A 22,655-nucleotide genomic window follows, 5' to 3' on the forward strand; every position below is an offset into this window, starting at 1 on the left:
ATGATAGTAATCAATTCGGAAAATAATATTTGGGCAATGAAAGGGTATAGTAGTGAATATCTCCCTATTTCAGAGAGCTGATGGTTGGTGTGAATCAGTATATAGATTATTCATGAAGTTCGTCCTGGAGCATCTTTCATAAATCTCGCATTATGAGGAAATGAAAGACGGTAGTTTATACCGTTATCAAATAAAGTGGTGAAGATTTTTTCACAACTAGGGTGGTACCGCGATATTTATCGTCCCTACGTATTTACGTAGGGACGTTTTTTATTTAGGTCCTAACTTTGGTGTGGCTTCATAACTAGGGTGGTACCGCGATATTTTATCGTCCCTACGTTTTTGCGTAGGGGCGTTTTTATTTAGGTGGTTTCTTAGTGTTCTTCACAACTAGGGTGGTACCGCGATATTTTTGTCGTCCCTACGTATTTACGTAGGGGCGTTTTTTTATTATTAGGGAGGAAGTGAACGTATTAGAAAAGAGTATTGATAGAACAATATAAATACCGAATTGTAACAAAAAAGAAGAGATAGAGAGGAGATTAATAAATGAATTCACAGCAATGGACATCGAAATTAGGTTTCGTATTAGCTGCAGCAGGTTCGGCAATTGGTCTTGGGGCGATTTGGAAATTCCCATATATGGCCGGCATTGGAGGAGGCGGAGCATTCTTCCTAATTTTCATCGGTTTCACATTATTAATTGGTTTACCGCTATTATTAGCTGAATTTGTTATTGGAAGAAGTACACAAAAAGAGGCTGTTGATGCATATAGAGAGATTGCTCCTAAAACGTTATGGCCTTGGTTAGGTAAATTAGGAATTGTAACATGTTTCATATTACTTTCTTTCTACAGTGTTGTAGGAGGCTGGATTTTATTATATTTATGGAATGCAATTACAGGTAGACTATGGGAAGGAAATGGAGCATACGAAGCTACGTTTGGTGAAATCATTTCCAATCCATATTTAGCAGTTGGATCACAGCTATTATTCATCCTTATTACTATTTTTATCGTAAGTAAAGGTGTACAAAATGGTGTTGAAAAAGTAAATAAATATTTCATGCCAGCACTATTTGTTTTATTCTTTGTATTAATAGTTCGTGCACTTACGTTAGATGGTGCCGGAGAAGGCGTTCGTTTCTTCTTACAACCTGATTTCTCACATGTAACATCAGAAGTTATTTTATACGCAATGGGGCAATCGTTCTTCTCGTTATCTGTCGGGGTAGCCGTTATGGTAACGTATAGCTCGTATTTACCGAAAGAAGAAAGCTTACCACGTTCAGCATTTTCTATCGTAGCATTAACTCTTGTTATTACATTACTTGCAGGACTTGCAATTTTCCCAGTTGTGTTCGCATTCGGAATGGAACCATCTCAAGGACCGGGACTATTATTTATCGTATTGCCAGCTATTTTCAGTAAAATGGCATTTGGAAAATTATTCTTCATCGTTTTCTTATTACTATTCTTCTTCGCTACGATTACATCAGCAATTTCGATGTTAGAAATTAGTGTTGCGTCGTTAACATCAAAAGGTAAAGGGAAACGTGAAAAAATGGCCTTAATCGTAGGGTTATTAATCTTCGTTGTTGGGGTACCATCAGCATTATCATTCGGTATATTAAGTGATCTGAAGATTTTCGGAAAGACAGTCTTTGATTTAGCGGACTATGCAGTAAGTAACGTATTAATGCCACTAGGTGTATTATTAGTTTCTATCTTTGTTCCTTTGAAAATGAAGAAAGATGTATTAATGAAAGAGCTAGGTGTAAGTAAAAATAAAGGTTATAAACTATTCGTATTATGGTTATTCTTACTTCGGTATATCGCACCAATTGCGATTATTATCGTATTCTTAAATGTACTTGGCATTATATAAAAAGAAAGGTAGCGTATCATACAAAGATACGCTACCTTTTTATTTTGCTCTTTTTTGCAATTCATTTACTGTTACGAACTGATAGCCCTTCTTAGATAAAGAATCTAAAATACCTTCAATCGTTTGTAAATTTTCATTAGACTCATCATACATAGAATGCAATAAAATGATAGAACCTGGTTTTACATTTTTATTAACATATTCAATTTTATCAGCCGTAGATTTATAAAAAGTATCGGGCTCAAGATCCCATATAATCGTTTCGATATTATTTTTATTTAAATAATAGGGTAGTCCAATTAATTTTTTCCCGTTAGGAGGCCTAAAATCAATTTCGTCTGTAAATCCTGTTTGGCGGATTAATGAATTCGTTTTTTCTATTTCACCTTTAATGAAAGAAGGTGTTTTGAAAACCATTCTATTATGAGAATATGTATGGTTTCCAAGTTGGTGCCCAGATTGCGCGATAGCTTCTCCTAACGATAAATTTTTCTCTAATTCATTTCCAATTAAAAAGAAAGTAGCTTTAGCGTTGTATTTATCTAGTAGCGGTAATATTTGTTTTACATTGTTAGTAGGGCCATCATCAAAAGTTAAAGCAATCACTTTTTCATTTGTTTCTACGCGTTGTGTTAAATCTCCAAATAATTGAAAGCTTCTTGCGTTCATCAATTTGTATGTTCCAAATAATGCCGTGATAATAAAGAATAGTGTAACGGTTGTAATGATAATTTTTTTCCTCATAATGTAACCTCACAATGATTTTTGATTCAATTAAAAAGTATTATATCAAATTAAGTAATTTCACGCTTTAAAAAGGATGTGGATGCAAGGGGAAGGGATTTATCATATAATAAAATGCAAAAGGTATATTAGGAGGTGTTTAAATGGCGATTACAATTCAATTGCCAGACACTGCAACGTCTCATGCAAAGCCAAGTATGGAAATGGCGATACTTTGCGTGAGGTAGACAAGTAATATACAATCGCCTAAATGAGCTCGTATCATTTTTTATATTTGGCTTTGCACCTTATTGAAATGAACCATAAAAAATAAGGGGCGAGCAGAAATGAAATACGTTAAAGCCGCGACGGTTTTACCAGAAAGTTTAATTACTGAAATTCAAAAGTATATACAAGGTGAAACAATTTATATTCCGAAACAAGAAACGAAACATTATAAATGGGGTACACGATCTGGCGGAAGAAAACAACTAGATGAAAGAAATAAAGCGATTAAAGAAGCGTTTAAAAGTGGGATTGCTATTCATCAACTTGCAGAAGAATATTTTCTTTCTGGGGAAACGATTAAAAAGATTGTATATTCTAAATGAGCATAAAAGAGTCTAGTTCAAATATTATTTTGAACTAGACTCTTTTTGCTTTGTATGTATTGGATATATAGGGTGTGAATGGGCATGATAATAGAAAAAATGAATCGCAATAGTATTGTATAGAAATGTGAATAGGAATAAAAACTTTATATTTCATATTACAGAAAGGTGAACATATATGAATCATCTTGGACAAATAACGATAGAACTTTTTGTTGGTTTTTTTGTTTTATTAATTGCTACTAAAATATTAGGGAAAACACAAATATCACAGCTAACCCCTTTTGATTTTATTTCTGCGATTGTAATCGGAGAACTAGTTGGAAACACTGTATATGATCCTGAGGTGAGAGTATGGTCTATTTTATACGCTGTTTTTGTATGGGTAATATTAATTTACGCAATAGAAGCAATAACACAAAAATTTAGAAGGACAAGAAAGTTCTTTGAAGGATACCCTTCTATTATCATTCGTAATGGGCATATTGATAGAGAACAATTAAAATCAAATCATTTGGATATTAACCAATTACAACAAATGTTAAGACAACAAAAAGATATATTTTCAATCCGAGAAGTTGAATATATGATATTGGAACCTAATGGAAACATAAGCGTTCTGAAAAAAAGTAAATACGAATCTCCTACTATAAATGATTTAAGTTTAAAACATAAGCCTGTATACTTACCAATTTCATTAATTAGTGATGGGAAAGTAGTTAAGGATAATTTGAGGGAAGCAGGATTTGATGAAGGGTGGCTTTATAAACAAATAAAGCAAAAAGGAATTACTAAATTTGAAGACGTATTATATGCGGAATGGAAAGCAGATGATGGCTTCTTTTGTCAGGAAATGCAGCGGTAGAGAATAAGTGATATATGTAATGTTTGTTTCTAAGTTATCTTTTACATATCAAAAAACGTAATCATTGTATACAATAAAACTAGATCAACAATTTGTATGGAGTGATAAAGATGGAAGCGTTTATTAGAAGTGATCAATATAATTTTATAAAATCACAAGCTTATATTTTAGCAAACGGGCATGCAACCGCAAATGATAGAGGTGTAATTCAAGCGTTAAAATCGCTTGCGATTGAAAAGATAATACATGTATTTGAGAATTTAACGGATGAACAGAAAGAGTTAATTGATACGGTATTAACAGTTCAAAATAGAGAAGATGCAGAATCATTTTTAATGAAAATAAATCCGTATGTAATTCCGTTTCAAGAAGTTACAGCACAAACATTAAAAAAATTGTTTCCTAAAGCGAAAAAGTTAAAACTTCCTGATATGGAAGAAATAGATATGAAAGAAATATCTTATTTAAGCTGGATTGATAAGGGATCAAGCAGGAAATTTATTATAGCGAAAAATGATAAAAATAAATTTGTTGGTCTGCAAGGAACGTTCCAAAGTTTAAATAAAAAAAGCATTTGTTCGTTATGTCATGGACATGAAGAAGTTGGGATGTTTTTAGTTGAAATTAAAGGCGATGTACCAGGAACTTTCGTAAAAAAAGGAAACTATATTTGCAAAGATGGTGTAGCTTGTAATCAGAACATGAAATCACTTGATAAATTACAGGATTTTATTGAGCGATTAAAGAAATAAAATGGAAGACCTCTAGTACTTAAACTGGAGGTTTTTATTTTTTGAAGAAGTAGATTAAAAATTTAACTGTACTATGATTATTAGAGGATAATTAGTTCAATAGATAAACGGAAATCAAAAACGAAACCTTATAACCGTATCTCCCAATCAGTTTTAGAACGATTATTTGAAAAACTGAATCACTTACGTCACAACTTCAATGAAACAAAAACCTATATGTTATTATTTTCCGTAACACTAATGTCATATTATAAGATAAGATTTTCGAACATTTAATAGGGAGGCGTTTCTATTGAAAATCAGTGAGCTGTCTAAAAAGACAGGTGCAAGTATCCGATCCATAAGGCATTATGAGGAAAAAAATCTAATTACCGCTGTACGCCTTGAAAATGGTTATCGCGAGTTCGATAAATCCGCCATCAAACGTATTCGAATTATTCAACTTTATTTAGGTTTGGGGCTGACAACGGGACAAATTGAGGAAATATTGAAATGCGAGGATAATGGTCCGGAAGACTATGAATTTTGTGAAGAAATGCTGGAAACTTATCAAGTGAAGCTGGATCAAATTAACAGACAAATCAGTGTATTGGACGTTGTAAAGCATCGGTTGGAAAAACAAATCATGCAAATGACGGATAAAAGAAGAATGAGAAATGGAAATTCTCTTAGTTGAAACAACGAAATAATTGAAGATCCCAGTCCGCGATTATGGCGGAATCCGGGATCTTTACAGAAGACTATGATGTTATGCAGACGGTTTCTTTAGCAGTTCGGTCAAGCGAGAGAATCCGTCGGTTCCGTAGCCCTCGTTGATGGCCTGCTGGGTTACGGCCATTGCAGCACTCAGAACGCTGACGTCGAGGCCGTGGTGCTGAGCAGCATGGATGATGTGCTCCATTCCTGCCGAGGCCGAGATGATATTGGACTTGTCACCAGGGTAGTGACCCGAGTCTACTTCATTTGCTAAATAAGCCATGATGTCGGGCAAGATGCCTATGATACCCTGGGCATAAACAGCGAACTCCTTTGCCGGAATATTCTCGGCAGTGGCAAGGGCGAGAGCGTGAACGTAACCGCTCATGGATGTCCAAAAGAGATCGAGCAGGGCCACATCATATGCCGCTGCCCGGCCAGGGTCCGCCCCAAGATAAGAAGTAGTGCCACCCAAGCTTGCCAAGGTCGGTTGGTGGGCCTTAAAGATGGATTCTGGTCCACTATACAGGACGGAAGCCGCAGGCGTCCCGATGGTTGGAGTAGGGGTCATAATCGCCCCATCGAGGTAATCGACTCCGTGTTGGGCAGCCCATGTGGCCATTTCACGGGCACGTTTGGGCGAGTCGGCAGTGAGGTTCACCAGTGTCCGTCCCTTCAGGGCATCTCCCGCAGGGGCAAGGACTTCACGGACGATATTGTAGTCCAGAACACAAATGATCACCAGGGGACTTGCAGAGACCGCGGCGATAACTGAATTCGAAAGAATCGCCCCCTGAGAAACAAGATAATCGGCTTTTTCGGCAGTTCGGTTCCATAATGTCGTAGGGTGGCCGTTCATCAGGAATGTACCAGCCAGCGCCTGGCCCATCGGACCCAAGCCAATAACTGTAACAGGTGAACGGTTCGGGTTCTCCATCATAGATACATCTGTATCTGATACTTGACTGATATTTTGTTCTTTCTCACTTTGGTCATTTTTCTTCAATGAAAATGCCTCCTTTCAGATGTTCAAACTTAATTCTAAAGTATGACACCAGTGTCACAGTCAACAAAAATATTTTGGTTATAATATTTCAACAAACCAGTTATAAGTAATCTATTATTCCATTAAAGGGCGAGATTGCGGAAAAAGTAGTGAAAAGTGATACATATTATCGATGACTAATATGTATCACTCTTTATTATTTATGACTTTTTACGATTTAGGTCTTGATAATGAAATAAAGTTTGATAAAAGATATACTTTGAAATAGTTGTTTATTTTGAAGGAGGTAAATATGAATTACATTTCACCGGAAGAAGAAATGTTAAAAGCGAAACGGTGGTCTAAAGATACGATAGCAGCGGGTCGTGGTCATACCGTTGCTCTTAAATTAGATTGGTAGTGGGTAAATAATAAACTTGGTCAATGTGATGTAAGCAGCTGGAAAGATATTATGGCAATAGCAGCTGGTACGAATCATACAATCGGACTTAAATCAGACGGTACCGTGGTGGCAGTCGGGTGGAATGAGTATGGTCAATGTAATGTAAGCGATTGGCGTAATATTGTAGCGATAGCGGCTGGTTGTGCGCATACGGTCGGTCTAAAATTAGATGGCACCGTGGTAGCAGTAGGTGATAATACATACGGTCAATGCGATGTAGGTAGTTGGCGCAACATCCGATTGCCTGGCAAATAGTTAATGTACAACAAATCATTAGTAATATTATTCTATTTTAGGAGTAATTATGGAATAGAACATGTACATAAGAATCCCTTTTCAAAAGGGGGGGTATTCTTTTCTGTAAAATGAAGGTCTAAATGGGATTTTCAAATAAATTTTATTTCAAAGCTACAGCAAAAGAGATAAATAAGACATAGGAGAGCTGAAGAAATACTTAAAAAGTTTTTGCTTTCTTTACCGGATGTTTTACTTGTATGCATTGTTATCTACATAACATACACAACTACTCTTAGTTTTGTACAGATGTTAATAATTTCAATTGCAATCGGAATCATTTGTGGTCTTGTTATAAGGATTGGTAAGGATGTATTTATGTATATAAGGTGGACAATGAAACAGAGGAAATCTTGAATACGTTGTATTGCTATTAGGAGGAGATGAAATGACTAAGAAAAAGAGTAGAGTGAAAAATGAAGTAGCGCTTTGGGCATTAACAGCGGTTGTTCTCATCATTGTATGGTACTTTTATCAAAAATAAAAACGCATCGTACTAAAAAAGCACGATGCGTTTTTATTATTTTTTTTGCCAATTTTCTTTTATAAAGTCTTCACGGCCAGATTCTTTTTGCTCAGTAGCATATTTCTCTGGGTTCTTTTTATAGAAATGTTGATGGTATTCTTCAGCCTCATAAAAAGGTGCAGACGGGCGAATTGCAGTTACGATTGGATCTTTAAACATACCGCTTTCTGCAAGAGATTGTTTTGATTTTTCAGCAAGCTCTTTTTGTGTTTCAGTATGATAAAAAATAGCAGTGCGATAAGATGGACCACGGTCAAAGAATTGTCCGCCATCATCAGTTGGATCGATTTGTGGCCAATATAAGTCTAGTAATTTCTGATAAGGAAAAATAGAAGGATCGAATGTAATTTGAACAACTTCTAAATGTCCAGATGTTCCAGCTTTTACTTGTTCATATGTTGGATTTTCTACATGACCTCCTGCATAGCCAGAAAGTACTTTATGAATACCAGGAAGTTCATCAAATGGTTTTACCATGCACCAAAAGCAACCGCCTGCGAAGGTTGCGAGTTCGTATGTTTTTTCGGACATTGCTGTAATCCTCCTAAATGTATATGTTTTATATAGTATTATATAAATTGTTTTATTGCGCAATAAAAAAGATTTGAAAATATATGTTTTTTATAAACAAGATCCTCCGCTCACATCAATTAATTGTCCAGTAACCCAGCGGCTGTCTGGAGAAGCAAGAAATGCAGCAGTATCGGCAATGTCTTCTACTTCACCTAAGCGATTGAAAGCGGAAATAGTAGTAGCGTACTGCTTCATCATTGGGTCGCTCAAGAGTTCTGCATTCATATCTGTTTTAATAAATCCTGGAAGTATTGCATTCACCGTTATTCCTCGTGCTCCAAGCTGTTTTGCTAGTGTAAAAGTCAGTGTATTAATAGCGCCTTTCGTCATACTATATGCAACAAAATCAGGTAAAGAAATGCGGGTGGCAGCGGATGAAATATTAATAATTCGGCTATTGTCACGTAAACGTGGTAGTGCTAGTTGAATGATAAAGAATGGAGCTTTTGCATTTACTGAAACCATTCTATCAAAAAATTGTTCAGTCGTTTCTTCAATAAAAGCACCAGGACCAATGCCAGCATTGTTTATTAAAATATCAAATTGTGTTTCACCAGTGCACTTTTGTAATTCAGTATCTAAAGCGTTATAAAGGTTTTCTACACCGTGTAAGGATTCTAGATTTGCGCCGATAGAAAAAGCTTGGCCACCATCTGATCGAATTTCATGAACAGTTTCTTCAGCGTCATCTTTTCGATTACCGTAATGAACAGCAACCAATGCACCGTCATTTGCTAAACGTTTAGCGATCGCTCGTCCAATTCCTCGGCTTGCTCCTGTAACTAACGCTACTTTCCCTTTTAACATAGTTTCCTCATCTCCTCATAAACTTTATAAGTTTTTCTTTATGTAGTAATGCAAACATACTTAAGTAATATATGAGTGTATGTAAGTAATGCATTCCAATTTTGATTTGAGAAAAAATAAATAGAATGAATTTTGATTTTTTCGAAAAAACATGTTGACAACGAAAAGAACAACGTCCTATAATACGTGTAACAAATAAAAGTTAATTAAGAATTTTCTAACTTTATATGTTGTATATGCAAAGAAGAGGAAAGTAGATGATTATGATCGTTTCAGAGAGCTACTCCAAGGCTGTGAGGGTAGTAACAATCGAATCATTGAAGATCACCTCGGAGCATCGCTTGCGAAAGGGAAACTGAGTAGAGGGCGGCGGCATCGTCTCCGGTAAAAGGACGGAGGTCTGATTGGACCTACAAAGCTTATATTTCGTGAGAAGTATAAGGAAGCTGAGTGGTAACGCGAAACTCTCGCCTCAGCAATCAAAGCTACTAAATTGTAGTAGTTGATTGCTGAGGCGAGAGTTTTTATTTTTTAAAATAGAAGAAGAGAATGCGTAGAAGAGGAGAGTAAATGATAAAGATTGTTTCAGAGAGCTGCCCCGAGGCTGTGAGGGTGGTAACGATTCACCCATTGAAAATCACCTTGGAGCACTACTTTTGAAAACTAGTAAAAAGTAGCGGGGTTGTTCCCGATAGAAAAACAAAAGTCTAATTGGACTTGCAGAGCTTATATTTCGTGAGAAGTATAAGGAAGCTGAGTGGTACCACGATTCCCTCGTCTCAGCAATGGATCGCTACAAGTATGTATGTAATCGATTGTTGAGACGAGTATATTTTTAAGGTTTATATACTGAATATTCTGTTAAAAATACTCATCTCAGCAATCGATGTAGAAATAGGTTGCAAAAATAGAGAAAAAAGAGGAGCGATGTGAGATGGGAAACCAGTACATTTACATGAATGGGGAATTTGTAGAAAAAGAAAAGGCAGTTGTTTCAGTTTATGATCACGGTTTTTTATACGGAGACGGTGTATTTGAAGGGATTCGTAGTTACGGAGGAAATGTATTTTGTTTAAAAGAACATGTGAAACGATTATATGAATCAGCGAAATCTATTTTACTAACAATTCCAATGACGGTAGAAGAAATGGAAGAAGCGGTTTTACATACACTCCAAAAAAATGAATATGCTGATGCTTACATTCGCTTAATTGTCTCAAGAGGAAAAGGTGACTTAGGGCTCGATCCGAGAAGTTGTGTGAAGCCGAGCGTAATTATTATTGCAGAACAATTAAATTTATTCCCACAAGAATTTTATGATAATGGGTTAAGTGTTGTATCTGTTGCATCAAGACGTAATACGCCAGACGCGTTAGATCCACGTATTAAGTCAATGAATTATTTAAATAACGTACTTGTAAAAATTGAAGCGGCACAAGCAGGAGTGTTAGAGGCTCTTATGTTAAATCAACAAGGATATGTTTGTGAAGGTTCTGGCGATAATGTTTTCGTTGTGAAAGATGGAAAAGTATTAACCCCGCCATCCTATTTAGGAGCATTAGAAGGTATTACGAGAAATAGTGTTATCGAGCTATGTGAACGACTGAGTATTCCGTGTGAGGAAAGACCATTCACTCGCCATGATGTATATGTAGCGGATGAAGTATTTTTAACAGGAACAGCAGCGGAGTTAATTCCAGTTGTAAAAGTTGATTCGAGAGAAATTGGAGATGGGAAACCAGGAAATGTAACGAAACAATTGACTGAAGAATTTAAAAAATTAACGAGAGAAAGAGGAGTACGTGTTCCCGGGCTGACGGAAAGCTTAGCATAAATAAGGAGAGGAGTTAATTGAAATGAAGCAGCAGTATACAGCGTATGAGAAGTTACAGTATGAAGAAATGACAGGCGCTGGGCACGTGATTCAATGTTTAAAGAAATTAGGTGTAACGACCATTTTCGGCTATCCAGGCGGAGCGATTTTACCAGTATACGATGCGTTATACGAAAGTGGTTTGAAACATGTTTTAACTCGTCATGAACAAGCTGCCATTCATGCGGCTGAAGGATATGCGAGAGCTTCTGGAAAAGTCGGGGTAGTCTTTGCTACCTCTGGTCCAGGGGCGACAAATTTAGTTACGGGCTTAGCAGACGCTTATATGGATTCGATTCCTTTAGTTGTCATTACCGGCCAAGTTGCAACGCCTTTAATTGGTAAAGATGGATTTCAAGAAGCGGATGTTGTCGGAATTACAGTACCTGTTACGAAGCATAATTACCAAGTTCGTGATGTAAATCATGTATCACAAGTTATGCAAGAAGCTTTTTACATCGCCAAAAGCGGACGACCGGGACCAGTATTAATCGATATTCCAAAAGATGTTCAAAATGCAAAAGTCACCAGTTTCTTTAATGAAGAAGTTGATATTCCGGGGTACAAACCAGAACTTGTACCAGACAGCATGAAACTTAGAGAGGTGGCTAAAGCAATTTCAAAATCAAAGCGTCCACTTCTTTATATTGGAGGAGGTGTCATTCATTCAGGTGGATCCGATGAACTCTTCGGATTCGCAAGGGAGAACCGTATTCCAGTCGTTTCAACTTTAATGGGACTTGGTGCATATCCACCGGGGGATCCATTGTTTCTAGGGATGCTTGGTATGCATGGGACATACGCTGCTAATATGGCGGTAACAGAATGTGATTTACTACTTGCATTAGGTGTTCGCTTCGATGATCGTGTAACAGGAAAATTAGAACTTTTTTCTCCACACTCGAAAAAAGTACATATTGATATTGATCCTTCTGAGTTTCATAAAAATGTAACTGTAGAGCATCCGATTGTTGGTGATGTAAAAAAAGCGTTACACATGTTGTTACATATGTCTATTTATACACAAACAGACGAATGGCTTCAGAAAGTAAAGACATGGAAAGAAGAATATCCACTTTCTTATAAGCAAAAAGAATCTGAGTTAAAACCACAGCATGTGATCAACTTAGTAAGTGAATTAACGAATGGTGAAGCGATTGTCACAACAGAAGTAGGACAGCATCAAATGTGGGCTGCTCACTTCTATAAAGCAAGAAAACCTCGGACGTTCCTTACTTCTGGAGGATTAGGTACGATGGGGTTTGGGTTTCCAGCAGCAATTGGTGCTCAGCTAGCTAAAAAAGAAGAACTTGTCATTTGTATTGCAGGTGACGCTTCTTTTCAAATGAACATTCAAGAACTACAAACAATTGCTGAAAATAACATCCCTGTAAAAGTATTTATTATAAATAACAAATTTTTAGGGATGGTAAGGCAATGGCAAGAAATGTTTTATGAAAATCGTTTATCAGAATCAAAAATTGGATCGCCAGATTTTGTGAAAGTAGCAGAAGCTTATGGAGTGAAGGGATTAAGAGCAACAAATTCAACCGAGGCGAAACAAGTGATGTTAGAAGCTTTTGCTTATGAAGGTCCTGTCGTAGTTGATTTTTGTGTAGAAGAAGGTGAAAACGTATTTCCGATGGTTCCGCCAAACAAAGGGAATAACGAAATGATTATGAAGAGGTGGGAAGAATGAGTCATACTTTTTCACTCGTTATTCATAACGAGCCAAGTGTCTTATTACGTATAAGTGGGGTTTTTGCTCGGCGTGGTTATTATATTTCTTCTTTACACTTAAATGAAAGAGATACTAGTGGTGTTTCTGAAATGAAACTCACAGCAGTTTGTACTGAAAATGAAGCGACATTACTTGTTAGTCAGTTGAAAAAATTAATTGATGTTCTGCAAGTAAATAAATTATAAGGAGTGTATGGAATATGAAAACGTATTATGAGAAAGATGCAAATGTAGAGTTATTACAAGGGAAAACTGTTGCAGTAGTTGGCTATGGATCACAAGGTCATGCGCAAGCACAAAATTTACGTGATTCTGGTGTAGAAGTTGTAGTTGGTGTTCGTCCTGGTAAGTCGTATGAAGTAGCGAAAGCGGATGGGTTTGAAGTAATGTCTGTTTCAGAAGCGGTTCGAACCGCACAAGTTGTACAAATGTTATTGCCAGATGAACAGCAAGCTCATGTGTATAAAGCAGAGGTAGAAGAGAATCTTCGTGAAGGACAAATGTTACTTTTCTCACATGGATTTAACATTCACTTCGGACAAATTAATCCGCCAAGTTATGTAGATGTAGCGATGGTTGCGCCAAAAAGTCCAGGTCATCTCGTTCGCCGTGTATTTCAAGAAGGAAATGGTGTTCCGGCATTAGTCGCAGTACATCAGGATGCAACGGGAACAGCATTACATGTAGCACTTGCGTATGCAAAAGGTGTAGGGTGTACACGTGCGGGTGTAATTGAAACGACATTCCAAGAAGAAACTGAAACGGATTTATTCGGTGAGCAAGCTGTACTTTGCGGCGGGGTAACTGCACTTGTGAAGGCCGGGTTCGAAACGTTAACGGAAGGTGGATATCGTCCTGAAATTGCATACTTTGAATGTTTGCATGAATTAAAGCTAATTGTTGACTTAATGTACGAAGGTGGATTAACGACTATGCGCCATTCTATTTCAGATACGGCAGAGTTTGGAGATTATGTAACAGGATCGAGAATTGTTACAGATGAAACGAAGAAAGAAATGAAGCGTGTTTTGACAGAAATTCAGCAAGGTGAATTTGCGAAGAAATGGATTTTAGAAAATCAAGCAGGGCGTCCGACGTATAACGCAATGAAAAAAGCAGAACAAAATCATCAATTAGAAAAAGTGGGAGCAGAGCTTCGTGAAATGATGAGCTGGATTCATGCACCGAAAGAATTAGTAAGGAAATAGAGTAAGAGAGTATAAATGAAAAATATGTAAGAGGGGATTTGACAAGATGAGAAGTGACATGATTAAAAAAGGTTTTGATAAAGCGCCGCACCGTAGTTTATTAAAAGCAACTGGTTTGAAAGATGAAGATTTTGATAAACCTTTCATAGCGATTTGTAATTCTTTTATTGAAATTATTCCAGGGCATAAGCACTTGAACGAGTTTGGGAAACTTGTAAAAGAGGCAGTTCGCGCGGCAGGTATGGTACCATTCGAATTCAATACAATTGGAGTTGACGATGGTATTGCGATGGGACATATCGGTATGCGTTATTCTCTTCCGAGTCGTGAAATTATTGCAGATTCAGTAGAAACGGTTGTAAATGCACACTGGTTTGACGGCATGATTTGTATCCCAAACTGTGACAAAATTACACCTGGTATGATGATGGCTGCACTACGTATTAACATTCCGACTGTGTTTGTTTCAGGCGGCCCGATGGCAGCAGGAAAAACATCTAAAGGAGAAGTTGTTGATTTAAGTTCCGTTTTTGAAGGAGTAGGAGCTTATCAATCTGGGAAAATTTCAGAAGAAGAATTAAAAGATATTGAAGATCATGGCTGTCCATCTTGTGGCTCTTGTTCGGGTATGTTTACCGCGAACTCTATGAATTGTTTATGTGAAGTGTTAGGTTTAGCTCTTCCTGGTAACGGGAGTATTTTAGCAATTGATCCAAGACGTGAAGAGTTAATTAAACAAGCAGCAGAGAAATTGAAAATTTTAATTGAAAGAGATATTAAGCCGCGTGATATTGTAACAGAAGAAGCGATTGACGATGCTTTTGCACTTGATATGGCGATGGGTGGATCAACGAATACAGTATTACATACGCTAGCACTCGCACAAGAGGCAGGACTAGATTATGATATGAATCGTATTGATGCAGTTTCAAGACGTGTACCTCATTTATGTAAAGTAAGTCCAGCCTCAAATTGGCATATGGAAGATATTGATCGTGCGGGCGGGATTAGTGCAATTTTGAAAGAGATGAGCCGGAAAGAAGGAGTACTTCATCTTGATCGAATAACTGCTACTGGGCAAACATTAAGAGAAAATATTGCTGAGGCAGAGATTAAAGATAAGGAAGTTATTCACTCTCTTGAAAACCCTCATAGTGAGGAAGGAGGATTGCGTATATTAAAAGGAAACCTTGCGAAAGATGGAGCTGTTATTAAAAGCGGTGCAACAGAGGTAAAGCGTTTTGAAGGACCTTGCGTTATTTTTAATTCACAAGATGAGGCACTTGCTGGCATTATGCTTGGGAAAGTGAAAAAAGGAGATGTAGTTGTCATTCGTTATGAAGGACCAAGAGGTGGCCCTGGTATGCCAGAAATGTTAGCACCAACGTCAGCGATTGCTGGTATGGGATTAGGTGCAGATGTTGCGCTATTAACGGATGGTCGTTTCTCGGGTGCTTCACGTGGTATTTCAGTAGGGCATATTTCACCAGAAGCAGCTGCGGGCGGAACGATTGCGCTTCTTGAACAAGGGGATATCGTTTGTATCGATGTTGAGGAAAGATTGTTAGAAGTAAGAGTGAGTGATGAAGAATTAAATAAGCGTAAAAAAGAGTGGGAAAGACCAGAACCGAAAGTGAAAACTGGCTGGCTTGGACGTTATGCACAAATGGTAACATCGGCGAATACAGGTGCAGTTCTAAAAATCCCGGATTTTGATTGAGCCAATTTAAAAAAGATAAGGATGATATAATAATGGTGCAGAAGGTAAAGGAGAGAGTGAAAATTGAAGAGATCTTAATGGCACATAATTGCATGAAAGATATCATTATTAAAACACCGTTACAACGTGATACAGTTTTATCTGAGAAATATGATTGTGACGTTTATGTAAAACGAGAAGACTTACAATTGATTCGCTCTTTCAAAATTCGTGGTGCGTACAATTTAATTCAAAGTTTATCGGAAGAACAATTACAAAACGGCGTTGTTTGTGCAAGTGCTGGTAATCATGCACAAGGAGTTGCTTATACGTGCAATTTATTGAAGATTCCGTCAAAGATATTTATGCCGACAACGACACCTAAACAAAAAGTATCGCAAGTACAGTTTTTTGGTGGCGATTTTGCGGAAATTGTATTAGTTGGTGATACATTTGATAGTTCGTTCCAAGAAGCACAGCGCTATTGTGAAGAAAATAGGATGACGTTCGTTCATCCATTTGATGATCCGTATGTAGTTGCTGGTCAAGGAACAGTGGCAGTTGAAATTATGCATGATATGGAGAAACCAGTGGATTATATCTTTACAGCAATTGGTGGTGGTGGATTAGCATCAGGTGTTGGTACATATGTAAAAGGTGTTAGTCCTGCTACAAAAGTCATTGGTGTAGAGCCGATGGGAGCTGCCTCTATGAAAGAGGCCTTTCTTCAAAATGAAAATGTTGCATTAGAGAAAATAGATAGTTTTGTTGATGGGGCAGCTGTTAAAAAGGTCGGAAAGTTAACATTTGAAACTTGTAAAGATGTAATTGATGACATTGTTTTAGTACCAGAGGGAAAAGTTTGTACGACGATTTTAGAACTGTATAAGAAAAATGCAATTGTAGCTGAACCGGCTGGTGCCCTATCTATTGCAGCGCTTGATTTATATAGAGATGAAATAAAAGGTAAAACAGTTGTATGTACGCTAAGTGGTGGAAATAACGATATTGATAGAATGCAAGAAATAAAAGAACGTTCGCTCATTTACGAAGGATTAAAACATTACTTCATCATTGAATTCCCGCAGCGTTCAGGTGCGCTAAGAGAATTTCTTGATAAAGGATTAGGACCAGAAGATGATATTACGCGCTTTGAATACATTAAGAAACATAATAAAGAAAATGGTCCAGCGTTAGTCGGCGTAGAGTTGAAACATAAAGAGGATTATGAGCAATTAATTACTCGTTTTAAAGAAAATAACATTCAATTTATGGAGCTTAATAAAAACCCTGTTTTGTTTGATTTACTTATTTAATAGAAGGAAAGAGTTAGCATCCAAATAAAAAAAGTATAGATACAAGCAAGGGAAATGCTGCTTGTTCTATCTTTTTTATAGTTAAACTAATTATTTTCCATATTCAAGAAGGATAAAGCTAGTTAACCAAAAGAGTATCGCAATACGAATGATTACATACATAGTAAATTCAAAGGTAGTAAGTTTTCGCTCGCGTTTTATTTTTTTTAAAAGTCTAACAGAGAAAAATGAACATAAAAGTAGAACGGCTATAGATATTTTATAAATGTTTTCTAACAAACTTACATTTTCTAATAAGTTTTTCAGCATGTTCATCACCTATTCTGTAAAGTATGTTACAGAAAAATAGATCTTGCGTTGTCTAGTTTCGTTTGTTTTTTATGTTCCCTGTATCATCAATTTCTACATCAGTTGAAATCGTTTGTAAATATTGTAGAGCTTTTTTCTTTTCTTCCTTATTTACAGGGGAGATTTGGTTGTTGCGAATGATGTAAGGATTGAATGACATTTGAACATCCTTTCCTTTAAAAGTTAAAGTTAATACGCCAGTTTCGGCGCTTTTCCCGCTCACGTAACTTGGGAATAAAAAGTTACCTAATGAGTAAGCGATAGGAACTTTGTTATAATACTCAAACCCTTGTAACCAATGTGGGTGACTCCCGACAATCGCATCGGCTCCTGCGTCAACCATTTTAGGTACATATTGTTTTTGGTATTCTACCGGACGGTTTGATTTTTCAACGCCCCAATGCATATAGACGATTAAATAGTCTGCATCTTGTTTTTGTTCTTTAATTGTTTTTGTTACAAGATTTAAATCATAGCCATTCGCAACGCCAGGTTTATTCTCACCAGCTACCCAATTAGAATCAGGCATAAATCGAACGAAGGAAAGAAATTTAAACTTTTTCCCTTTTACGGTCATTTCTCGTGCTGTATATGCATCTTTCGCATTTTTTCCGGCTCCAATGTAAGGGAGCTTTAATTTTTCTACGTGAGAAATCGTATCTAATAATCCATCTTGCCCATAATCAAGTGTATGGTTATTCCCAATATTTACGATGTCATATCCAGTGTTTTTTATCGCTTGAAGCGTGGATGGATCACTTTTAATCCAAAACAGTTGTCCAGGAGCTTTCTTTTCTCTCATTGTAAATGCTGACTCTAGATTAACGAAAGAAATATCAGCTTTTGTTATTTCTTCTTTTACATGCTGGAATGGATAATCAGCCCCGTTTTTTTCGATTACAGGACGTAATTGCCAATCGAACATTGTATCACCAGAGAAGGTGAGTGTGATTTCAGGATTTTCTATTTTCTTTTCGCTTTTTGAAGCGGTTTTACTAGATTTGTTTTGTAAATCGGGTTTGTCTTTTGCTTTTGAAATAAAAGAGTAATTGATTAATAAAACAATCGGTGTAATGAAAAAGGCTATTAACAAAAATCGTTTTAGTAAAGTTTTCATATATCCCTTCCCTTTTAATATTATCCCGCAATTAAATTAAAACTGAATCTATATAAAGGTAATTAAAGTTACAAAAAAAATAGCGGGTTATGTAGTGGAAAACATTTGTTAATATTCTCAATATTAAGTTAACATATAGGTAACCTGTAAATCAATGTATAAACCAAAATATAGAAATAAAGAATTCGAAGGGTGAAGAATGAGAAATGGTTATATTAGGAGCAGTTGTAAATGGAATTTGTATTATATTTGGTACTTTACTTGGTAAATTATTTAGTAGGATCCCAGAAAGTATGAAAGGGACGATAATGCACGCAATTGGTTTAGCGGTTACTGTGCTTGGGCTTCAAATGGCATTAAAAAGTGAAAACTTTCTTGTTGTCATACTGAGTTTAGTGATTGGTACGGTAATTGGAGAATGGTTACAATTAGAAGAAAAGTTAAAACATTTAGGGTATTGGCTAGAAAATAAAGTTGGATTGAAGGGAAAAGGCAGCATATCAGAAGGTTTTGTAACAGCTACTTTAATTTTTGCAATTGGTGCGATGGGGATACTTGGTGCACTTGACAGTGGGATTCGCGGAAATCATGATATTTTATTTACAAAGGCGATTATCGATGGATTTATTTCTATTATATTAACGACAACTCTAGGCATTGGCGTAGTATTTTCGGCGACTCCAGTTGTTTTATATGAAGGTGGTATTGCAGTTTTTGCAACACAAATTAATAGTTTTGTCCCGGAAGAATTAATGAACCAATTTATAGTGGAGATGACGGCTACGGGCGGCATTATGATATCTGCTATCGGATTAAATTTACTCGGATTTATTAAAATTAAAGTGGCAAATTTACTTCCAGGTATATTGGTAGTGGGTGTAATTGTTTCAATTATTTATGGTTACAGTTTAATAGTAAAGTAGTAGGGGATGGAAATACATATGGAGGAATTTCAATTTACAAAACGTGTGCATAAAATATTGGAGATTGCAGCAGAAGAGAGTGAGTATAACATAATTCACCCGGTCCACCTGTTTATAGGTATGTGTAAAGAAGGTACAGGAGTTTGCGCTGAGTTATATATGTATTTGTTTCATAAAGTTGGTCGAGATTTTTCAGAAAAACTTTCGTTACGAAAACGATTCGATTTACATAATCAAGAGTATAAAAAAATAGGGCAATATAAGCTATCTTATAAGGCGATAGAAATTTTACAAATAGCGAAGAAACGTATGGAACGCTTTCAGCAAGTAGTAATCAATGAAGGACATATTATGTATGCATTATTTCGTGTAGATACAGATATTGGCGAATTTATACATACACAAATGCAAGAAGATATATTACGTATTACAGCTGCACCAAGAGACTTAGCGGTTGATTTAAATAGTTTTAAACCTACTTATAACACATTATTTTGTCATGTAAGAAGAGCTAGACCTTCTGATTTTGATAAGTTATCACGATTTGTGGCGGATGAATTTGGTGAACGGTGGTTACAGTCGGTTGATTACGGATTTCGGACATATAATGAAAAGTTACCTATCTATATTGCACAGCAGGGGGAAGTGATAATTGGTTTCGCCTGTTACGATGTAGTGAGAGGAAAGAAAGGATTATTTGGTCCAATGGGCGTAGCGAAACAAAATCGTGTGACAGGTGTAGGAAAAGAATTATTGCATCATTGTTTATATAATATGAAACAAAATGGATATGAATATGCGATTATTGGACAAGCGGGTCCCATTGAGTTTTACGAGAGAAATTGTAATGCTAGTTTAATACCGATAGATAATAAGTAACCAACTTCATCTAGGGAAGTTGGTTTTATTATGAAAATGATGTAGAGATGTAGTGATTTTTACTAGAAAATAGCGGGTTTTGTAGTAAATCTTACGAGTAAAGCAGATTACTAAACTTTTTACAAGAAAGGGTGTAGAATGGGTATCTAAAGAAAGAAGGTGTGAAAATGGCCAGCTGGAAACGAAATTTAATGATTTGTTGGCTAGGTTGTTTTACCACTGCAGCCGGTATGAGTTTAGTAATTCCTTTCTTATCTTTTTATATTGAGGAATTAGGAGTAACTGGCACTTCAAGTATTGCACAGTGGTCGGGACTTGCATTTGGTGTAACATTTTTAATGGGTGCGATCGTATCGCCAATATGGGGAAAGCTTGGTGATATACATGGACGGAAATTGATGCTTATTCGTGCTAGCCTCGGTATGGCGGTTATTATGACGCTTATGGGGTTTGTAACGGATGTGTATCAACTAGTCGCACTACGATTTTTAATGGGAGCAGTATCTGGTTTCCTTTCAACAGCGATGACATTTATTGCAGCAGAAACTCCGAAAGAACATTCAGGTTGGGCGATTTCCACAATTTCAACTGGTGGTGTGAGCGGTTCGTTACTTGGCCCGTTACTTGGAGGTTATTTGTCTGAATTAATTGGAATGCGTCATGTCTTTCTTGTTACAGGAGCTTTTTTATTCCTTTCCTTTCTCATCGTTTTTTTCTTCCTGCATGAAGAAAATCACTCTGCTCAAGCAAAAAAAACACAGCCGAAAAAAGTATGGACGATGGTCCCAGCGAAGCATTTAATTATTAGTTTGTTTGTTACAACATTTATTATTCAACTTGCTAATATGTCAGTTCAACCAATTGTTACATTGTACGTGAAAAATTTAGTAGGTCCTCATACTGCACATATTGAGACAATTGCGGGAGCAGTTATGTCAGCAACAGGATTAGCAGTTATTTTAGCAGCACCAAGACTAGGAAGATTATCAGATCATATCGGTCCTCAAAAAACGTTAGTTGTAGCGTTGTTTGCTGCAGGAATTATTTTTATCCCGCAAGCATTTGTAACCTCAGCTTGGCAACTATTAATTCTTCGATTTTTATTAGGTATCGCACAAGCAGGATTATTACCTTCCGTACAAACTCTACTAAAACAACATACACCAACCCATGTTACGGGACGAATATTTGGATATAATCAATCATTTCAGTTTTTAGGAAATATGATTGGTCCAGTGCTCGGGGGACAAATTGCAGCGCATGCAGGTTTCCAATATGTTTTCCTCTCTACATCATCACTATTATTTATTGCATGTATCTGGGTTTATTTTCATAATAAGAACGAAGAGGTATCAGAGAAACGACATTTGGAAGTTAGTTAACTAAGTGAATGAAAAAAGGATGAAGCAATGATTGCTTCATCCTTTTCTTTAAAATTTAAGACATAGATAGCTTAATGTACTAAGCTCATAACTACGGTGAATGACTTCACCGCTGTTCTCGCCACTTCCCATTGCAATAAACAAAGGAACAAAATGCTCTGCTCTTGGTACTGCTAATTGTGCATGAGGAGCATTTTTCTCCCAATTAAACAATGCATCTTTATCGTTATTCTGCATATGTTTAATAATCCAATCATCAAATTCAATTGCCCATTTTTCAGGTGTAGTTTGATTCCATTTCAGTGCTCGTAAATTATGAACGGTAACGCCACTACCGATTACTAAAATATCTTCTTGTCCAAGTCCTTTAAATGCTTCTCCAATTTCAAATTGTTCTTTTGCAGAAAGGAATGGATTTACTGATATTTGCACGACAGGAATATTTGCTTCTGGATACATGCGGTGCAGAAGTGTCCATGAACCATGATCTAAACCTCTCGTCATATTATGATGGACTGGAATACCTTTGTTCTTAAATTTTGTTTCTAACATAGATGCAATGCTAGAAGAGCCTTTCGCACGATATTTGATTTCGTATAACTCAGGGGGAAAACCTCCAAAATCATAAATTGTTTCATACTCGTTATCTGATGAGGAAATCGTTAATACTTCACTTTCCCAGTGAGCAGTGAAAATAACAATTGCTTTCGGTTTATATGTTTCTCCAAGTGTTTTTAAAAATCGTGTATAGTCTGTATCTTGAATAGCGAGCATAGGCGAACCATGTGCTAAAAATAGTGATGGCATCATAATAGAAACCTCCCAAAAATATAATAATTACTTTATGTAAGTAACTATATAATTTTATGGATGGTTCGTCAACATATTAATTTAAGAGCTAATTAGAAAAGTGAGTCATTTGTCATAATGAAGGCAATTGCATATAATACATAGTAAGAATAATGAATGGATATTCATTTTTAAAGAT

At 36.4% G+C, this 22,655-nt stretch carries 22 protein-coding genes, 1 pseudogene and 2 other annotated features; of the genes and pseudogenes, 16 read left to right on the forward strand and 7 right to left on the reverse strand.

The genetic code is table 11. The features are described from left to right. Nucleotides 1-27 precede the first annotated feature (27 nt). Nucleotides 28-250 (forward strand) — a binding site (T-box leader). 299 nt (nt 251-549) lie between these two features. Next, the gene (locus CGQ22_RS15605) at nt 550-1,887 is read left to right on the forward strand and encodes a sodium-dependent transporter (RefSeq protein WP_001088187.1); all 1,338 of its coding nucleotides are present in this window, start codon (nt 550-552) and stop codon (nt 1,885-1,887) included. A gap of 39 nt (nt 1,888-1,926) precedes the next feature. On the opposite strand, the gene CGQ22_RS15610 is transcribed toward CGQ22_RS15605, so the two are convergent. Next, nucleotides 1,927-2,631: a polysaccharide deacetylase family protein gene (locus CGQ22_RS15610; protein WP_001227583.1), complete on the reverse strand. Its 705-nt coding sequence runs from the start codon at nt 2,629-2,631 to the stop codon at nt 1,927-1,929. Nucleotides 2,632-2,957: 326 nt separating this feature from the next. Between CGQ22_RS15610 and CGQ22_RS15615 the strand changes: the two genes are divergently transcribed. From CGQ22_RS15615 to CGQ22_RS15635, 4 genes are all read left to right on the forward strand, one after another. Next, nucleotides 2,958-3,221 carry a CD3324 family protein gene (locus tag CGQ22_RS15615; RefSeq protein ID WP_000878308.1) on the forward strand — a complete coding sequence of 88 codons (264 nt, stop codon included), beginning with the start codon at nt 2,958-2,960 and terminating at the stop codon, nt 3,219-3,221. A gap of 178 nt (nt 3,222-3,399) precedes the next feature. After that, nucleotides 3,400-4,086, forward strand: coding sequence for a DUF421 domain-containing protein (locus CGQ22_RS15620; RefSeq protein WP_001015963.1), 687 nt, complete (start codon nt 3,400-3,402; stop codon nt 4,084-4,086). 110 nt (nt 4,087-4,196) lie between these two features. Continuing rightward, entirely contained in the window at nt 4,197-4,838 is a 642-nt protein-coding gene (locus CGQ22_RS15630) for a FusB/FusC family EF-G-binding protein (RefSeq protein WP_000387065.1), read from the forward strand. A 292-nt stretch (nt 4,839-5,130) separates the two neighbouring features. Continuing rightward, nucleotides 5,131-5,514 (forward strand): MerR family transcriptional regulator, encoded by a 384-nt coding sequence (locus CGQ22_RS15635; protein ID WP_089148950.1) that lies wholly within the window; start codon nt 5,131-5,133, stop codon nt 5,512-5,514. Nucleotides 5,515-5,586: 72 nt separating this feature from the next. Here CGQ22_RS15635 and CGQ22_RS15640 read toward each other — a convergent pair whose 3' ends face one another. After that, nucleotides 5,587-6,471 carry an NAD(P)-dependent oxidoreductase gene (locus tag CGQ22_RS15640; protein ID WP_347361483.1) on the reverse strand — a complete coding sequence of 295 codons (885 nt, stop codon included), beginning with the start codon at nt 6,469-6,471 and terminating at the stop codon, nt 5,587-5,589. Between the two features lie 475 nt (nt 6,472-6,946). On the opposite strand from CGQ22_RS15640, the pseudogene CGQ22_RS15645 reads away from it, so the two are divergent. Further along, nucleotides 6,947-7,237 (forward strand): annotated as a pseudogene (locus tag CGQ22_RS15645) (chromosome condensation regulator); the annotation flags it as partial. Between the two features lie 195 nt (nt 7,238-7,432). After that, a complete protein-coding gene (locus CGQ22_RS15650) occupies nt 7,433-7,633 on the forward strand; it encodes a hypothetical protein (protein ID WP_033672568.1) in 201 nt (66 codons plus the stop codon). A 163-nt stretch (nt 7,634-7,796) separates the two neighbouring features. Here the strand turns inward: CGQ22_RS15650 and msrA are convergent, their stop codons facing one another. Further along, nucleotides 7,797-8,333, reverse strand: coding sequence for a peptide-methionine (S)-S-oxide reductase MsrA (gene msrA / locus CGQ22_RS15660; protein ID WP_001291891.1), 537 nt, complete (start codon nt 8,331-8,333; stop codon nt 7,797-7,799). Nucleotides 8,334-8,423: 90 nt separating this feature from the next. Continuing rightward, nucleotides 8,424-9,182, reverse strand: coding sequence for an SDR family oxidoreductase (locus CGQ22_RS15665; protein WP_000911806.1), 759 nt, complete (start codon nt 9,180-9,182; stop codon nt 8,424-8,426). A gap of 545 nt (nt 9,183-9,727) precedes the next feature. Continuing rightward, nucleotides 9,728-9,967, forward strand: a binding site (T-box leader). Nucleotides 9,968-10,116: 149 nt separating this feature from the next. Here CGQ22_RS15665 and ilvE point away from each other — a divergent pair. The 6 genes from ilvE to ilvA are packed head-to-tail and all read left to right on the forward strand — an operon-like array spanning nt 10,117 to nt 17,018. Continuing rightward, nucleotides 10,117-11,016, forward strand: coding sequence for a branched-chain-amino-acid transaminase (ilvE, locus tag CGQ22_RS15670; RefSeq protein ID WP_046945413.1), 900 nt, complete (start codon nt 10,117-10,119; stop codon nt 11,014-11,016). 22 nt (nt 11,017-11,038) lie between these two features. Continuing rightward, nucleotides 11,039-12,754 carry an acetolactate synthase large subunit gene (ilvB, locus tag CGQ22_RS15675; protein WP_000813476.1) on the forward strand — a complete coding sequence of 572 codons (1,716 nt, stop codon included), beginning with the start codon at nt 11,039-11,041 and terminating at the stop codon, nt 12,752-12,754. Further along, complete coding sequence (locus CGQ22_RS15680) at nt 12,751-12,981, forward strand: ACT domain-containing protein (RefSeq protein ID WP_002163928.1); 231 nt, start codon at nt 12,751-12,753, stop codon at nt 12,979-12,981. The genes ilvB and CGQ22_RS15680 overlap by 4 nt, the downstream gene beginning before the upstream one ends. 14 nt (nt 12,982-12,995) lie before the next feature. After that, nucleotides 12,996-14,003 (forward strand): ketol-acid reductoisomerase, encoded by a 1,008-nt coding sequence (gene ilvC, locus CGQ22_RS15685; protein ID WP_000861144.1) that lies wholly within the window; start codon nt 12,996-12,998, stop codon nt 14,001-14,003. Nucleotides 14,004-14,049: 46 nt separating this feature from the next. Continuing rightward, nucleotides 14,050-15,723, forward strand: a complete 1,674-nt coding sequence (gene ilvD, locus CGQ22_RS15690; RefSeq protein ID WP_089148952.1) for a dihydroxy-acid dehydratase — start codon at nt 14,050-14,052, stop codon at nt 15,721-15,723. A gap of 32 nt (nt 15,724-15,755) precedes the next feature. Further along, on the forward strand, nt 15,756-17,018 hold the full coding sequence (ilvA, locus tag CGQ22_RS15695) for a threonine ammonia-lyase IlvA (protein ID WP_000250358.1): 1,263 nt from the start codon (nt 15,756-15,758) through the stop codon (nt 17,016-17,018). Nucleotides 17,019-17,108: 90 nt separating this feature from the next. Here ilvA and CGQ22_RS15700 read toward each other — a convergent pair whose 3' ends face one another. Together CGQ22_RS15700 and CGQ22_RS15705 are read right to left on the reverse strand one after the other, a co-directional pair. Next, nucleotides 17,109-17,327, reverse strand: a complete 219-nt coding sequence (locus CGQ22_RS15700) for a hypothetical protein (protein WP_000916801.1) — start codon at nt 17,325-17,327, stop codon at nt 17,109-17,111. A 52-nt stretch (nt 17,328-17,379) separates the two neighbouring features. Continuing rightward, nucleotides 17,380-18,483 (reverse strand): CapA family protein, encoded by a 1,104-nt coding sequence (locus CGQ22_RS15705; RefSeq protein WP_089148953.1) that lies wholly within the window; start codon nt 18,481-18,483, stop codon nt 17,380-17,382. A 206-nt stretch (nt 18,484-18,689) separates the two neighbouring features. Here CGQ22_RS15705 and CGQ22_RS15710 point away from each other — a divergent pair, with 206 nt between their 5' ends. The 3 genes from CGQ22_RS15710 (at nt 18,690) to CGQ22_RS15720 (ending at nt 21,667) form a co-directional block, all read left to right on the forward strand. Next, complete coding sequence (locus CGQ22_RS15710) at nt 18,690-19,406, forward strand: DUF554 domain-containing protein (RefSeq protein WP_089148954.1); 717 nt, start codon at nt 18,690-18,692, stop codon at nt 19,404-19,406. A gap of 18 nt (nt 19,407-19,424) precedes the next feature. Further along, complete coding sequence (locus CGQ22_RS15715; RefSeq protein WP_089148955.1) at nt 19,425-20,285, forward strand: GNAT family N-acetyltransferase; 861 nt, start codon at nt 19,425-19,427, stop codon at nt 20,283-20,285. A 167-nt stretch (nt 20,286-20,452) separates the two neighbouring features. Continuing rightward, nucleotides 20,453-21,667, forward strand: a complete 1,215-nt coding sequence (locus CGQ22_RS15720) for a multidrug efflux MFS transporter (RefSeq protein ID WP_000179321.1) — start codon at nt 20,453-20,455, stop codon at nt 21,665-21,667. A 48-nt stretch (nt 21,668-21,715) separates the two neighbouring features. Here the strand turns inward: CGQ22_RS15720 and CGQ22_RS15725 are convergent, their stop codons facing one another. Continuing rightward, nucleotides 21,716-22,477 carry a DODA-type extradiol aromatic ring-opening family dioxygenase gene (locus tag CGQ22_RS15725; RefSeq protein WP_089148956.1) on the reverse strand — a complete coding sequence of 254 codons (762 nt, stop codon included), beginning with the start codon at nt 22,475-22,477 and terminating at the stop codon, nt 21,716-21,718. Nucleotides 22,478-22,655 lie beyond the last annotated feature (178 nt).

Source organism: Bacillus sp. M13(2017) (assembly GCF_002218325.1).
GTDB classification, from domain to species: Bacteria; Bacillota; Bacilli; order Bacillales; family Bacillaceae_G; genus Bacillus_A; species Bacillus_A thuringiensis_K.

Bases quoted from the DNA above. Each gene is read 5' to 3' on its own strand.
- CGQ22_RS15605 (WP_001088187.1), top strand. From the start codon at position 550: ATGAATTCACAGCAATGGACATCGAAATTAGGTTTCGTATTAGCTGCA.
- CGQ22_RS15610 (WP_001227583.1), bottom strand. From the start codon at position 2,631: ATGAGGAAAAAAATTATCATTACAACCGTTACACTATTCTTTATTATC.
- CGQ22_RS15615 (WP_000878308.1), top strand. From the start codon at position 2,958: ATGAAATACGTTAAAGCCGCGACGGTTTTACCAGAAAGTTTAATTACT.
- CGQ22_RS15620 (WP_001015963.1), top strand. From the start codon at position 3,400: ATGAATCATCTTGGACAAATAACGATAGAACTTTTTGTTGGTTTTTTT.
- CGQ22_RS15630 (WP_000387065.1), top strand. From the start codon at position 4,197: ATGGAAGCGTTTATTAGAAGTGATCAATATAATTTTATAAAATCACAA.
- CGQ22_RS15640 (WP_347361483.1), bottom strand. From the start codon at position 6,471: ATGGAGAACCCGAACCGTTCACCTGTTACAGTTATTGGCTTGGGTCCG.
- msrA (WP_001291891.1), bottom strand. From the start codon at position 8,333: ATGTCCGAAAAAACATACGAACTCGCAACCTTCGCAGGCGGTTGCTTT.
- CGQ22_RS15665 (WP_000911806.1), bottom strand. From the start codon at position 9,182: ATGTTAAAAGGGAAAGTAGCGTTAGTTACAGGAGCAAGCCGAGGAATT.
- ilvE (WP_046945413.1), top strand. From the start codon at position 10,117: ATGGGAAACCAGTACATTTACATGAATGGGGAATTTGTAGAAAAAGAA.
- ilvB (WP_000813476.1), top strand. From the start codon at position 11,039: ATGAAGCAGCAGTATACAGCGTATGAGAAGTTACAGTATGAAGAAATG.
- CGQ22_RS15680 (WP_002163928.1), top strand. From the start codon at position 12,751: ATGAGTCATACTTTTTCACTCGTTATTCATAACGAGCCAAGTGTCTTA.
- ilvC (WP_000861144.1), top strand. From the start codon at position 12,996: ATGAAAACGTATTATGAGAAAGATGCAAATGTAGAGTTATTACAAGGG.
- ilvD (WP_089148952.1), top strand. From the start codon at position 14,050: ATGAGAAGTGACATGATTAAAAAAGGTTTTGATAAAGCGCCGCACCGT.
- ilvA (WP_000250358.1), top strand. From the start codon at position 15,756: ATGGTGCAGAAGGTAAAGGAGAGAGTGAAAATTGAAGAGATCTTAATG.
- CGQ22_RS15700 (WP_000916801.1), bottom strand. From the start codon at position 17,327: ATGCTGAAAAACTTATTAGAAAATGTAAGTTTGTTAGAAAACATTTAT.
- CGQ22_RS15705 (WP_089148953.1), bottom strand. From the start codon at position 18,483: ATGAAAACTTTACTAAAACGATTTTTGTTAATAGCCTTTTTCATTACA.
- CGQ22_RS15710 (WP_089148954.1), top strand. From the start codon at position 18,690: ATGGTTATATTAGGAGCAGTTGTAAATGGAATTTGTATTATATTTGGT.
- CGQ22_RS15715 (WP_089148955.1), top strand. From the start codon at position 19,425: ATGGAGGAATTTCAATTTACAAAACGTGTGCATAAAATATTGGAGATT.
- CGQ22_RS15720 (WP_000179321.1), top strand. From the start codon at position 20,453: ATGGCCAGCTGGAAACGAAATTTAATGATTTGTTGGCTAGGTTGTTTT.
- CGQ22_RS15725 (WP_089148956.1), bottom strand. From the start codon at position 22,477: ATGATGCCATCACTATTTTTAGCACATGGTTCGCCTATGCTCGCTATT.